Origin of the sequence: Delftia sp. JD2 (assembly GCF_001682645.1) — a bacterium.
Taxonomy (GTDB): Bacteria; Pseudomonadota; Gammaproteobacteria; order Burkholderiales; family Burkholderiaceae_C; genus Comamonas; species Comamonas acidovorans.
Genome location: NZ_LFJT01000032.1, coordinates 1 through 13646, shown reverse-complemented (window position 1 = coordinate 13646; position 13646 = coordinate 1). Strand labels below are relative to the sequence as shown.

The following is a 13646-nucleotide window of genomic DNA, read 5'->3' as shown; positions in this document are numbered from 1 at the left end:
AAGGGAAAGAGTCTTATGAAATCTCTACTCGACCTGTTCAAGCAATTCACGCCTGATGAGCATTTCGATGCCATCAAGATCGGTCTGGCTTCTCCCGAGAAGATCCGTTCCTGGTCCTTCGGCGAGGTGAAGAAGCCCGAGACCATCAACTACCGCACGTTCAAGCCCGAGCGCGATGGTCTGTTCTGCGCCAAGATCTTTGGCCCCATCAAGGACTACGAGTGCCTGTGCGGCAAGTACAAGCGCCTCAAGCACCGCGGTGTGATCTGCGAGAAGTGCGGCGTCGAAGTGACCCAGACCAAGGTGCGCCGCGAGCGCATGGGCCACATCGACCTGGCTGCGCCCTGCGCCCACATCTGGTTCCTGAAGTCGCTGCCGTCGCGTCTGGGCCTGGTGCTCGACATGACGCTGCGCGACATCGAGCGCGTGCTGTACTTCGAAGCCTACGTGGTGACCGACCCCGGCATGACCCCGCTGAAGAAGTTCAGCATCATGACCGAGGACGATTACGAGGCCAAGCGCACCGAATACGGTGACGAGTTCGAAGCCAAGATGGGCGCCGAAGGCATCAAGGACCTGCTCGAAGGCATCGACATCGACGTCGAGACAGAGCGCCTGCGCGGCGATCTGACCGGCTCCGAAGTCAAGGTCAAGAAGAACGCCAAGCGCCTGAAGCTGCTGGAAGCGTTCAAGAAGTCCGGCATCAAGCCGGGCTGGATGGTCATGGAAGTGCTGCCCGTGCTGCCCCCGGACCTGCGTCCGCTGGTGCCGCTGGACGGCGGCCGCTTCGCGACGTCCGACCTGAACGACCTGTATCGCCGCGTCATCAACCGCAACTCGCGTCTGCGCCGCCTGCTGGAGCTGAAGGCTCCGGAAATCATCGCGCGCAACGAAAAGCGCATGCTGCAGGAAGCGGTGGACTCGCTGCTGGACAACGGCCGCCGTGGCAAGGCCATGACGGGCGCCAACAAGCGTGCCCTGAAGTCGCTGGCCGACATGATCAAGGGCAAGAGCGGTCGTTTCCGCCAGAACTTGCTGGGCAAGCGCGTGGACTATTCGGGCCGTTCCGTGATCACGGTGGGTCCGTACCTCAAGCTGCACCAGTGCGGTCTGCCCAAGCTGATGGCGCTGGAACTGTTCAAGCCCTTCATCTTCGCGCAGCTCGAGCAGCGCGGCATCGCCACCACCATCAAGGCGGCGAAGAAGGAAGTCGAATCCGGCACGCCCGTGGTGTGGGACATCCTCGAAGAGGTCATCAAGGAGCACCCGGTCATGCTGAACCGTGCTCCCACGCTGCACCGACTGGGTATCCAGGCCTTCGAGCCCATCCTGATCGAAGGCAAGGCCATCCAGCTGCACCCGCTCGTCTGCGCGGCCTTCAACGCCGACTTCGACGGTGACCAGATGGCTGTCCACGTTCCGCTGTCGGTGGAAGCACAGATGGAAGCTCGCACGCTGATGCTGGCCTCCAACAACGTGCTGTTCCCCGCATCGGGCGAGCCCTCCATCGTTCCTTCGCAGGACGTGGTGCTGGGTCTGTACCACGCAACGCGCGAGCGCATCAACGGCAAGGGCGAAGGCATGATCTTCGCCGACATCGGTGAAGTGCAGCGCGCGCTGGACTCCGACCAGGTCGAACTGGCCGCCAAGATCAGCGTGCGTCTGACCGAGTGGACCAAGAACAAGGACTCCGGCGAGTTCGAGCCTTCGACCAGCCTGGTGGAAACCACCGTGGGCCGCGCCCTGATGTCCGAGATCCTTCCCAAGGGCCTGCCGTTCAGCCACATGAACAAGGCGCTCAAGAAGAAGGAAATCTCCAAGCTCATCAACGCCTCGTTCCGCAAGTGCGGTCTCAAGGCCACGGTGGTGTTTGCCGACAAGCTGCTGCAAAACGGCTTCCGCCTGTCCACGCACGCCGGTATCTCGATCGCCATCGGCGACATGCTGGTGCCGCCGCAAAAGGCCGAGATCATCGGCCGTGCCGAAGCCGAGGTGAAGGAGATCGAACAGCAGTACGTCTCCGGTCTCGTGACCGCTGGCGAGCGCTACAACAAGGTGGTGGACATCTGGGGCAAGGCCGGCGACGAAGTCTCCAAGGTCATGATGGCCCAGCTTGCCAAGGAAAAGGTCATCGACCGCCACGGCAACGAAGTCGAGCAGGAATCGTTCAACGCCATTTACATGATGGCCGACTCCGGCGCCCGCGGCTCGGCCGCGCAGATCCGCCAGCTGGCCGGCATGCGTGGCCTGATGGCCAAGCCTGACGGCTCCATCATCGAGACGCCCATTACGGCGAACTTCCGTGAAGGCCTGAACGTTCTGCAGTACTTCATCTCCACCCACGGCGCCCGAAAGGGTCTGGCCGACACGGCGTTGAAGACGGCCAACTCCGGCTACCTGACGCGTCGTCTGGTGGACGTGACGCAGGATCTGGTGGTCAACGAGGACGATTGCGGCACGACCAATGGCGCACTGATGCGCGCCATCGTCGAAGGCGGTGAAGTGATCGAGTCGCTGCGCGACCGCGTGCTGGGCCGTACCACGGCCGAGGACGTCGTGCATCCCGAGACGCTGGCCGTCCTGCTGCCCGCAGGCACGCTGCTCAACGAAGACGGGATCGATGAACTCGAGTTGCAAGGCGTGGACGAGATCAAGGTCCGCACCGCGTTGAACTGCGAAACCCGCTACGGCCTGTGCGCCAAGTGCTACGGCCGCGACCTGGGCCGCGGCGGCCAGATCAACCTCGGCGAAGCCGTGGGTGTGATCGCCGCCCAGTCCATCGGCGAGCCCGGCACGCAGCTGACCATGCGTACCTTCCACATCGGTGGTGCCGCTTCGCGCGCTGCCATCGCATCGAGCGTGGAAGCCAAGTCCAACGGCGCCATCAGCTTCAACAGCACGATGCGTTACGTCAGCAACACCAAGGGTGAGCTGGTCGTGATTTCGCGTTCGGGCGAAATCGTCATCAGCGACAACGGCCGCGAGCGTGAGCGCCACAAGGTGCCTTACGGTGCCGTGCTGACCGTCAGGCCCGACCAGCAGGTCAAGGCCGGTCTGATCCTGGCCAACTGGGATCCGCTGACCCGACCCATCATTACCGAGTACGCCGGCCAGGTGCGCTTCGAGAATGTGGAAGAGGGCCTGACCGTGGCCAAGCAGGTCGACGAAGTGACCGGTCTGTCCACGCTGGTGGTGATCGATCCCAAGCGCCGTGGCTCTGCCAAGGTCGTGCGTCCTCAGGTCAAGCTGATCGATGCCAACAACCAGGAAGTCAAGATCCCCGGCACCGACCACTCGGTGACGATCGGCTTCCAGGTCGGCGCTCTGATCCAGGTGCGTGACGGCCAGGACGTGGGCCCCGGCGAAGTGCTGGCCCGTATCCCTGTCGAAGGCCAGAAGACCCGCGACATTACCGGCGGTCTGCCCCGCGTGGCCGAGCTGTTCGAAGCCCGTACGCCCAAGGACAAGGGCACGCTGGCCGAGATGACCGGCACCATCTCCTTCGGCAAGGAAACCAAGGGCAAGGTGCGCATGCAGATCACCGATCTGGATGGCAAGGTCTGGGAAGAGCTCGTGCCCAAGGAAAAGAACATCCTGGTGCACGAAGGCCAGGTGGTCAACAAGGGCGAATCCATCGTCGACGGTCCCGCCGATCCGCAGGACATCCTGCGCCTGCTGGGCATCGAGGAGCTGTCGCGCTACATCGTTGATGAAGTGCAGGACGTCTACCGTCTGCAGGGTGTGAAGATCAATGACAAGCACATCGAGGTGATCGTTCGCCAGATGCTGCGCCGCGTCGTGGTCGAGAACACCGGCGATTCGACCTACATCGCTGGCGAGCAGGTCGAGCGTTCGGAAATCCTCAATACCAACGAGGCCCTGCAGCGCGAAGGCAAGATCCCCGCCACGTACTCCAACGTGCTGCTGGGTATTACCAAGGCTTCGCTGTCGACCGACTCCTTCATCTCCGCCGCGTCGTTCCAGGAAACGACCCGCGTGCTCACCGAGGCTGCCATCATGGGCAAGCGCGACGAGCTGCGTGGCCTGAAGGAAAACGTCATCGTGGGTCGCCTGATCCCCGCTGGTACGGGTCTGGCCTACCACCAGGCACGCAAGGCCAAGGACGCCATGGACGACGCAGAGCGCCGCGCCATCGCCGACGCCGAAGCGGCCGAACTGGCCGGTGTGATGGCCGATGACGACACTGCTGCAGTGTCTGTCGCCGGTGACGCTTCCGCCGACTGATGCACTCGGGCGAGCGTCAAGCGAGCCCTTGAAGTGACGTGACGCTCCCGGCCTGCCCAGCGCAGGCGGGAGCGTTTTTCTTTGGGAATAACCAGAGTTCGGCCGGACCAGCCTCCGGCCGGGCCATTGCAGACGATGTGGTCCTTGTCTCTTGAATGGATGCTGCTGGCCCTGCTCGTGTTCTGGGCCGTCGGCGCATACAACCGGCTGGCCCGGCTGCGCAGCGGCTGCGTGCAGCAGTTCGGAGCGCTCGATGCGCACCTGGGCCAGTGGCATGCCATGCTGCAGGCCTTCGAGGCCCAGCCCAAGGCCGAAGGCCAAAGCCCCGCCCTTGTGCATGCCCAGGCCGCACTGCACCAGACCGCCGCACAGCTGCAGGCGGCCCTGGTCGATGCCCGTGGCCGGCCGCTGCGCGAGACCGCGCTGGCCTCGCTGGAGCACGCCTGTTCGGCGCTGGACGTGGCCTGGCAGGCCATGACCAAGGTCGCCGTTGATACCGGCGCCGGCGCCGCTGGCACTGGCGCTGCGCCATCAGATGCCCCATCGCCGGACCCCGATCCGCTGCAGCCCTGGCAGCAGCGCTGGACCGAGCACCAGGTGCGCAACCGCCTGGGACTGCAGCAATTCAACGCCGCGGCCGAGCGCTACAACGCCGCCATTGCGCAATATCCGGCCAGGCTGCTGGCTTGGCTGCTGGGCTTTCGACCGGTGCGCAGCCTGCTGGTCGAGCCTGTCGCCAGCAAGGCACAGGAAAGTGGAACATGAACCAACGCACGCATTCTTCCCCGCGCCGCGCTGTGGCGCCCTCGCAGGCACCTGCCGCACCGCCTCTTTGGCAGCAGCTCGACGCCGTCGCCCAATGCCTGCAGTCCGTGCTTGAAGGCCAGTCCAGCCGCAGCGTGCTGGCGCGCGTGGCGCAGCCGCTGCGCCCCGGCGTCCAGGCGCTGCTGTTCCAGGTGCTGCGCCAGTTGGGCCGTGCCCAGGCGCTGCAAAAGCAGCTGGCCTCGCGCAACCCGCCGCCGCGCGTCAGCGCATTGCTGAACACGGCCCTGGCCCTGGCCTGGGATGAGTCCCGGGCACCGTACCCGCCATTCACCCTGGTCAACCAGACGGTGGAGGCTGCCAAGCAGGGGCCGACGCGCGCCCAGTCCGGCTTCATCAATGCCTGCCTGCGCCGCTTCCTGCGCGAGCGCGATGCCCTGGTCGCCGCCACCGACGACCAGCCGCAGGCCGTCTGGAACCACCCGGCCTGGTGGATCGCCCGTTTGCGCAAGGACCATCCCGATCATTGGCAAGCCATCCTGCAGGCCAACAATGAACAGCCGCCGATGACGCTGCGCGTCAACCGCCAACAAACGGACCGCCAGTCCTACCAGGCAGCGCTGCAGGCCATGGACGTGCCTTCCCTGGCCGTGGCCGACAGCGGCCTGCAACTGCAGCAGGCCCTGCCGGTGCAATCCCTGCCGGGCTTCGACGAAGGCCTGGCCTCGGTGCAGGATGCGGCCGCGCAACTGGCCGCGCCGCTGCTGCTGCAGGGGCTGGAGCAGCCCGCCGGCCGCGCGCTGCGTGTGCTCGATGCCTGCGCCGCCCCGGGCGGCAAGACGGCCCACCTGCTGGAGTACGCAGCACCGCAGACCCTGGAGGTCACGGCGCTGGAGATAGATGCCGAGCGCGCCGCGCGCATCGCGGACACGCTGGGGCGGCTGCGCCTGCAGGCCCGCGTGGTGGTGGCCGACGCATCCCGGCCCGACCAGTGGTTCGATGCGCAATGCGGCGGCCAGCGGTTCGACGCCATCTTGCTGGACGCGCCCTGCACGGCCTCGGGCATCGTGCGGCGCCAGCCCGACGTGCGCTGGCTGCGCCGCGAGAGCGATGTGCGCCAGCTGGCCGAGATCCAGGCGCGCCTGCTCGACACCCTGTGGCCCCTGCTGCAGCCCGGCGGGCGCCTGCTCTACTGCACCTGCTCGGTCTTCAGGGAAGAGGGCGAGGCCCAGGTTCAAGCGTTTGTTACACGCAACAGTGAGGCGCGAACCCTGGCGGCACCGGGGCATTTAATCCCGGGCAAAGCCGACAAAGCCGGCATGCTGGCTGACAATGCTTTGGGTGACCACGACGGTTTCTTCTACGCCTTGCTGCAAAAGACGCGCTGACCCCCCCCATCGGGCCTGGTCGCCAGCCTGGCTGCGCCTGCTGGCGCGGCTGGCCGGGGCGCTTTTGCTGGCCGGCGTGCTGGCGGGCCTGGGCCTGCAGGCCAGGGCCGATGCCCTGACGGCCGAGATCGGCCCCATGCAGCTCGATCGCTCCGACGACGGCCTGCTGCTGTCGGCCAACCTCCATTTCGAGCTGCCCTACCAGATCGACGATGCGCTGCGCCAGGGCATCCCCATGTACTTCGTGGCCGATGCCCAGATCCAGCGCGAGCGCTGGTACTGGTCCGATCAGCAACTGGCCACCGCCAGTCGCCACTACCGCCTCAGCCACCAGCCGCTGACGCGCCGCTGGCGCCTGCACATCTCCAGCACCCCGTTCTCCAGCAGCGGCCTGGGGCTGGCGCTGGGCCAGACCTTCGAAAGCCTGGACGATGCGCTGGCCTCCATGCAGCGCATCTCGCGCTGGAAGATCATGGACACGGCGCCCACGCAATCGGGCGTATCGGTGCAACTGCGCTTTCGCATCGACCTGTCCCAGCTGCCCAGGCCGCTGCAGATCGGCGCGCTGGGCCGCTCGGGCTGGAACCTGCAGCTGTCGCGCACCCAGATGCTGGAAGACGCGCCATGAGCAGGGCCTCAGCCGACGACGAACGCGTGGCCCTGCCGGCCTCGGCCGGCCTGTCGCGCGGCACACGCTGGGCCGTGGGCGTGGGCGCCGGCCTCATGGGTCTGGTCGGCGTGCTGCTGCTGTTCCTGCTCACCCTGGCCACCAACAACCGCCTGGACTACGAGCGCAACTACAACTGGCTGTTCGCCGCCAACGTGGTCGTGGCCGGCCTGCTGCTGGCCATCCTGGCCTGGGGCGGCATCCGCCTGGCCATCCGGCTGCAGCGCGGGCGCTTCGGCAGCCGCCTGCTGCTCAAGCTGGCCGGCATCTTCACGCTGGTGGGCCTGGTGCCGGGCCTGCTGATCTACATCGTCTCCTACCAGTTCGTCTCGCGCTCCATCGAAAGCTGGTTCGATGTGCAGGTCGAGGGCGCGCTGTCGGCCGGCGTCAGCCTGGCCAGTGCCACGCTGGAGACCGTGGCCAATGACATGGCCAACAACACGCGCACCGCAGGCGCCCAGCTGTCCCAGGTCTCCGATGCCGGCGCCGCGCTGATCCTGGAGCGCGTGCGCGACCAGTTGGGTGCCACCGATGTCGTGCTGTGGAGTGCATCGGAGCTCGCCATCATGGGCCCGACGCAGACCACCCGCAGCGGCGACCTTGCGGGCCTGCGCGCCATCGCCAGCGTGGGCCAGTCGCGCTTCAACCTGCAGCCCGAACGCCCCAGCGCGCAAATGCTGCGCTCGCTGCGCGAGCAGCGCGCCGTGGCCAGCATCGAAGGCCTGGACGACGACGGCATGGCCCAGCCCGGCGCCACCGCGCCTGGCGCCCAGGTCCGCACCCTGGCCCTGGTGCCCAACCCGAGCGTGGGCCTGCTGACCGAGCCGCGCTACCTGCAGGCCACCATTGCACTGCCGCAGGCCCTGGTGACCAATGCCCTGGCCGTGCAGGCAGCCAACCGCGAATACCAGGAGCGCGCGCTGGCACGCGGCGGCCTGCAGCGCATGTACATAGGCACGCTCACGCTCAGCCTGTTCCTGGCCGTCTTCGGCGCCGTGGTGCTGGCCATCGTGCTGGGCAACCAGCTGGCCAGGCCGCTGCTGCTGCTGGCCCAGGGCATGCGCGACGTGGCGCGCGGCGACCTGCGGCCCAAGCCGGCGCTGCAGACGCGCGACGAGATCGGCGGGCTCACGCGCTCCTTTGCGCTCATGACCCAGCAACTGGCCGACGCCCGCGCCGAAGCCAACCGCAGCATGGGCCAGCTCGATGCCGCACGCGGCAACCTGCAGACCATCCTCGACAACCTCACCTCGGGCGTCATCGTGCTGGACGCGCGGGGCGCCATCGTGCTGAGCAATCCCGGCGCCACGCGCATATTGCGCGCGCCCATGGCCGTCCATGAAGGCCGGCTGCTGTCCCAGGTGCCGGGGCTGGAGCAGTTCGGCGAAGTCGTGCAGGAGCAGTTCGCGCTCTTCCTGGGCGAGCAGGGGCGCGATCGCTGGCAACTGGTGCATGAGCTGCATGCCTCCACCGACGGCGGCGTCATCCAGCACACCACCACCCTGGTCATGCGCGGGGCGGAACTGCCCGATGCGCAGCGCCTGCTGGTCTTCGACGACATCTCGGAAATCGTCTCGGCCCAGCGTGCCCAGGCCTGGGGCGAGGTGGCGCGCCGCGTGGCCCACGAGATCAAGAACCCGCTCACGCCCATCCAGCTGTCGGCCGAGCGCATGGCCATGCGGCTGACCGACAAGCTGCAGCCGGCTGACCAGGCGCTGCTGGCCAAGTCCGTCAAGACCATCGTCGATCAGGTCGGCGCCATGAAGCGCCTGGTCGATGAATTCCGCGACTACGCGCGCCTTCCAGCCGCCAACCTGCAGTCGCTGGATCTCAACGCGCTGGTCACCGATGTGCTCCAGCTGTATGGGGAAGAGAACGCCGAAGTGCGCGTGGACTGCGTGCTGGACCCGCAATGCCCGCCGATTTCCGGCGATGGCCAGCAGCTGCGCCAGGTCATTCACAATCTTTTGCAGAATGCCCAGGACGCCACGGCCCAGCGCGCGCAGGAAAGCGGCCAGCCCCCCGGCCCCGTGACCATAGAGACGCGCTGGAACGAGTCCACGCGCCGCGTGCGCCTGAGCATCAGTGACAGCGGCACGGGCTTCGCTGCCAACATCCTTCAACGGGCCTTCGAGCCCTACGTCACGACCAAGGTGCGAGGCACCGGCCTGGGCCTGGCCGTGGTCAAGAAAATCGCAGACGAGCATGGCGCCCGCATCGACCTGGGCAACAGGGAAGACGACGGGGTGATTCAAGGTGCGCAAGTGTCGCTATCATTTGCGCCTGAGCGTACGGGATAGGCCTGACGCCCCCCGCGCCTCAGCACATAGGCTTAAGACACATGGCAAACATACTGGTGGTCGACGACGAACTGGGGATCCGGGATTTGTTGTCGGAAATCCTCAACGACGAAGGTCATAGTGTGGACGTGGCCGAGAACGCCGGTCAGGCACGCTCGGCGCGCGCCTCCAACACCTACGACCTCGTGCTTCTCGACATCTGGATGCCCGACACCGATGGCGTATCGCTGCTCAAGGAATGGGCCTCGGCAGGTCTGCTGACCATGCCCGTGATCATGATGAGCGGTCACGCCACCATCGAGACGGCCGTGGAGGCCACGCGCATCGGCGCGCTGTCCTTCCTCGAAAAACCCATCACCATGCAAAAGCTGCTCAAGGCCGTGGAGCAGGGCCTGGCGCGCAACGCCGCCAGCCAGGCACCGGCTGCAGCGCCCGTGGCGGTGGTCGAGCCGGACACTGCGGCCGTGGTCACGCCTGCGGCCAGCCGCGTGCCGGTGGACAACAACGTGCCGCATGCACACCAGGGTTTCGACCTGGACCGCCCGCTGCGCGAGGCGCGCGACGGCTTCGAGAAGGCCTACTTCGAATTCCACCTGGCACGCGAAGGCGGCTCCATGACACGCGTGGCCGAGAAGACCGGCCTGGAGCGCACCCACCTGTACCGCAAGCTGCGCCAGCTGGGCGTGGACCTGGGCCGCAACAAGCGCGGATAGACTTTTTGAAGGAATTTTGGCTTTTTCGTTTTTGGGTCAAAAAATCCTGCATATAATCTAGTTCTCGGCCCGGTAGCTCAGTCGGTAGAGCAGAGGATTGAAAATCCTTGTGTCGGCGGTTCGATTCCGTCCCAGGCCACCAAATTCAGTAAAAAATTACGGACTGCTTCGCAAGAAGCGGTCCGTTTTTCTTTGTGCTGCTGAAAAGCCTGCCGTTGTTCAGGACGCCCGGGCCACACGCTTGAGTCACTCAGGCGGGGGGCGGCTGCATTGTCACGGTCACCAGCAGCACGCAGCCCTGTTCGCCCCGGGCGTGCACGTCATGGGGTTCGCCCGCCGGCACCAGTACCACCGAGCCGGCCACCAGCCGCAGGCTGGCCACGCGCGTGGCGATGCCGGCTTCGCCCGCCAGGCAGTGAATGGTGGCCTCGCCGGGCACCTGGTGGCGCGGCAGTGCATGGCCGGGCGGCAGCACCAGCCGAAGCAGCTGCAGCTGGGGCGTTCTGATCAGGCTGGTGCTGATGTGCATGCCGTCGCGTGCGTGCAGGGCGATGACATCCAGTGGCTTTGCGTGTTCGAGTGCCATGCTTGGCTCCTGCTTGATGTGGGTCAGAAGGTGGTGCCGCAGCGGCCCCGCCCGCGCGCCTGAAGATGTACGCTGAATACATCTTATGCAGGCGCACGGCGGGCCGGAAGGAGTGGACATCATGGCGCAATGGCTGGAACTGGAGGAACCCCTGCGAACCCGGGAGGCTCCGCAATGGAAGGCTTTCCTGGAGCTGGGATTCCGGCCGCTGTACCTGCTGGGCTGCCTCTGGGCTGCACTGTCGGTGGCGCTGTGGGTCCATGCGCCGCAGTGGATCGCGGGGCGCATGCCCGGCGTGTTCTGGCATGCGCACGAGATGCTGTGGGCCTTCGTGGCCACCATTGCCGTGGGCTTTCTGTTCACGGCGGGCAGCAACTGGACAGGGCGCAACCCCCTGCAGGGCCGGGCATTGGGCGCGCTGTGCCTGCTGTGGCTGGTGGCCCGCGCAGGCTTCTTGCTGCCGGGGCCGCAGGCCTTTGCGGTCGCCGCGCTGTGCGAGACGGCCTTCTTCTGCTGGGCCGCGCTGGCGCTGGGCCGTGCCATTCAGGTGGCGCGCAGCCGGCGCAACTACGGGCTGCCCCTGCTGCTGGCGGGCCTGGGCGTGGCCGATGCGCTGTACCTGTGGTCCATCTGGCAAGGCGACTACGGCTCGCTCATGCAGCGCTTCAACGCTGGCCTGCTGTGCATGGCCGTGATTGCGCTGCTGATCGCGCGGCGCGTGATCCCCTTCTTCGCCATGCGCGCCGTGTCCGGCCTGCAGATCCCCATGCACACGGCCAGCGGCCAATGGCAACTGGGCGCGGGCGTGGTGGCCATCGCCTGCCTGCTGGCGGGCTGGTGGCCGGGCCTGGCCGCCGGCCTGGCCGTGGCAGGCCTGATCGCCCTGTGGCAGGTGCTGGCCTGGAAGCCCCAGGCCGTGCGCCGCGTGCCGCTGCTGTGGATTCTCTACCTGGGCCACGGGGCGCTGGGTGCGGGCCTGCTGGTGGCGGGCGCGCATGCGGCCGGATGGGTGCTGCGCCCCGCCTGGGCCGTGCATGTGATCGGTGCGGGCGGCTTTGCCCTGCTCATCATAGGCATGTGCACACGGACGTCGATGGGCCACCTGGGCCTGCCGCTGCGCACCGACCGCAGCATGGTCGCCGCCTATGCCCTGGTCATTGCCGCTGCCGTGCTGCGCCTGGCGGCCCTGCTGCCCACGGCGCTGTCGCTGGCGGCGCTGCATGCCTCGGCCGCTGCCTGGGTATTGGCCTTTGCGCTGTACCTGTGGCGTTTCGCCCCGCTGCTGGTGCGCCCGCGTGCCGACCGGCAGGCATGATCGCAGGCCTGCCATGCGCCTGACCCTGATGACCGACTACGCGCTGCGCCTGCTCATGCATGTGGCGCGCCACCCCGGGCGGCTGTGCACGATTGCCGAGATCGCCCAGGCCCATGCCATCTCCGAAGCCCACCTCATGAAGGTCACGCACCAGTTGGCGCTGCGCGGCTGGATCGTCACCGTGCGCGGCAAGGGCGGCGGCATGCGCCTGGCCCATGCGCCGGCCGACATCGGCCTGGGCGACGTGGTGCGCGGCATGGAGCCGGACCTTGCCATCGTCGAATGCTTCACGGGCACCAGCCCACCTGCCTGCACGCTTGCGCAGGACTGCCGGCTGGCCGGCGTGCTGGGCGGGGCGCTGGACAGCTTCATGGCCCATCTGGACGGCTTCACGCTGGCCGATCTGCTGCCGGCTCCCGCATCCCTGCCGCTGCCCCTGCCTCTGCCGCAAAGGAGCCGCGCATGAGCTACGGACTGCTGCTGACCCTGCACCTGCTGGCGGCCATTGCCTTTGCAGGCACGGTGTTCTTCGAAGTCGTGCTGCTGGCCGGGGCGCGCCGCCATCTGCCCGCTGTCGTGGCGCGCGCCACCGAGCAGGCGCTGGGCGACCGCGCGGTCGCCGTCATGCCCTGGGTGCTGATGGTGCTGTACGGCGCGGGGCTGGGGCTGGCCTGGCAGCACCGCGCGGCATTGGCTGCCGCCTTTGCCGCTCCGCTGGCCGGCAGCTTCGGCCTGCTGCTGGCGCTCAAGATCGTGCTGGCGCTCAGCGTGTTCGGGCATTTCCTGGCGGCCATGTGGTGGCGTCGGCGCGGTGTGCTTGGCGGGCGCCGCTCGCACCGCCTGCACCTGAGCGTGTTCTGCCACGTGCTGGCCATCGTGCTGCTGGCCAAGGCCATGTTCTACCTGCATTGGTAAACAGCCTGCAGGCAGGCCCTGCCCGCGTTAAGCTCGCTGCTCGCATGGCTTGGAGCACGGGGGCGCAGAGGTGGCATCGCATTGGCAGCCGGGCTTGATCGCCCTGCACGGGAATCAGACGGAGGTGCTGGCCGACACGGTGCTGGCATGGCTGGCTGCGCACCCGCTGGATGTGCTGGAGCCCGAGGTGGTGCTGGTGCAGAGCAACGGCATGGCCGAGTGGTTCAAGATGCGCATGGCCGAGCAGCTGGGCGTGTGTGCCGCCGCGCGCGTGGAACTGCCCGCGCGCTTTGTGTGGCGCAGCTACCGCCAGGTGCTGGGCCGCCAGGCCGTGCCGCGCGAATCGCCGCTGGACAAGACGCCCATGACCTGGCGGCTCATGCGCCTGCTGCCGCAGTGCCTTCATGACCCGGCCTTCGCCCCCATTGCAGGCTTTCTGCGCCCCGGCGAGCCCGAGCGGCTGCTGCAGTTGGCCCAGCGCCTGGCCGACCTTTTCGACCAATACCAGATCTACCGCGCCGACTGGCTGGACGCCTGGGAGGCCGGGCATGACGTGCTGCCCATGCCCTTGCGCCCTGGTGTGGCGGACGCCCCGGTGCCCGAAGGCCAGCAGTGGCAGCCGCGCCTGTGGCGCGCCGTGCTGGCCGAGCTGGACGAGGACCAGCGCGGCGCCACGCGCGCGCGCCTGCAGGGCAGGGTGCTGGCCGCGCTGCAGTCCGGCGAGGCGCCGGCCGCGCCGCTGGCGCGCCGCGTGG

Annotated in this window: 11 protein-coding genes and 1 tRNA gene; 11 read left to right on the top strand and 1 reads right to left on the bottom strand. The window is 67.4% G+C overall.

What is annotated here, in order from left to right; genetic code table 11:
* Nucleotides 1-15 precede the first annotated feature (15 nt).
* From rpoC to ACM14_RS17680, 7 genes are all read left to right on the top strand, one after another.
* Nucleotides 16-4245 (top strand): DNA-directed RNA polymerase subunit beta', encoded by a 4230-nt coding sequence (gene rpoC / locus ACM14_RS17710; RefSeq protein WP_065346886.1) that lies wholly within the window; start codon nucleotides 16-18, stop codon nucleotides 4243-4245.
* Nucleotides 4246-4380: 135 nt separating this feature from the next.
* The gene (locus ACM14_RS17705) at nucleotides 4381-5010 is read left to right on the top strand and encodes a LemA protein (RefSeq protein WP_034397916.1); all 630 of its coding nucleotides are present in this window, start codon (nucleotides 4381-4383) and stop codon (nucleotides 5008-5010) included.
* Nucleotides 5007-6395: a 16S rRNA (cytosine(967)-C(5))-methyltransferase RsmB gene (gene rsmB, locus ACM14_RS17700; RefSeq protein ID WP_065346885.1), complete on the top strand. Its 1389-nt coding sequence runs from the start codon at nucleotides 5007-5009 to the stop codon at nucleotides 6393-6395. Before ACM14_RS17705 ends, rsmB begins: the two co-directional genes overlap by 4 nt.
* 64 nt (nucleotides 6396-6459) lie before the next feature.
* On the top strand, nucleotides 6460-7023 hold the full coding sequence (locus ACM14_RS17695) for a DUF4390 domain-containing protein (protein ID WP_034397920.1): 564 nt from the start codon (nucleotides 6460-6462) through the stop codon (nucleotides 7021-7023).
* The gene (locus tag ACM14_RS17690; protein WP_065346884.1) at nucleotides 7020-9362 is read left to right on the top strand and encodes an ATP-binding protein; all 2343 of its coding nucleotides are present in this window, start codon (nucleotides 7020-7022) and stop codon (nucleotides 9360-9362) included. Before ACM14_RS17695 ends, ACM14_RS17690 begins: the two co-directional genes overlap by 4 nt.
* 41 nt (nucleotides 9363-9403) lie before the next feature.
* The gene (locus tag ACM14_RS17685) at nucleotides 9404-10075 is read left to right on the top strand and encodes a response regulator (RefSeq protein WP_012202448.1); all 672 of its coding nucleotides are present in this window, start codon (nucleotides 9404-9406) and stop codon (nucleotides 10073-10075) included.
* A 66-nt stretch (nucleotides 10076-10141) separates the two neighbouring features.
* Nucleotides 10142-10217, top strand: a tRNA-Phe gene (locus tag ACM14_RS17680).
* Nucleotides 10218-10325: 108 nt separating this feature from the next.
* Here ACM14_RS17680 and ACM14_RS17675 read toward each other — a convergent pair.
* The gene (locus tag ACM14_RS17675; RefSeq protein ID WP_065346883.1) at nucleotides 10326-10661 is read right to left on the bottom strand and encodes a cupin domain-containing protein; all 336 of its coding nucleotides are present in this window, start codon (nucleotides 10659-10661) and stop codon (nucleotides 10326-10328) included.
* 121 nt (nucleotides 10662-10782) lie between these two features.
* Here ACM14_RS17675 and ACM14_RS17670 point away from each other — a divergent pair, with 121 nt between their 5' ends.
* From ACM14_RS17670 to ACM14_RS17655, 4 genes are all read left to right on the top strand, one after another.
* Nucleotides 10783-11976 carry an NnrS family protein gene (locus ACM14_RS17670; protein ID WP_065346896.1) on the top strand — a complete coding sequence of 398 codons (1194 nt, stop codon included), beginning with the start codon at nucleotides 10783-10785 and terminating at the stop codon, nucleotides 11974-11976.
* 13 nt (nucleotides 11977-11989) lie between these two features.
* Nucleotides 11990-12442 carry an Rrf2 family transcriptional regulator gene (locus ACM14_RS17665; RefSeq protein ID WP_065346882.1) on the top strand — a complete coding sequence of 151 codons (453 nt, stop codon included), beginning with the start codon at nucleotides 11990-11992 and terminating at the stop codon, nucleotides 12440-12442.
* Nucleotides 12439-12891, top strand: a complete 453-nt coding sequence (locus tag ACM14_RS17660; protein WP_065346881.1) for a CopD family copper resistance protein — start codon at nucleotides 12439-12441, stop codon at nucleotides 12889-12891. The genes ACM14_RS17665 and ACM14_RS17660 overlap by 4 nt, the downstream gene beginning before the upstream one ends.
* Nucleotides 12892-12961: 70 nt before the next feature.
* The coding region (locus tag ACM14_RS17655; RefSeq protein WP_139093451.1) for an exodeoxyribonuclease V subunit gamma at nucleotides 12962-13646 on the top strand (685 nt) is incomplete at its 3' end.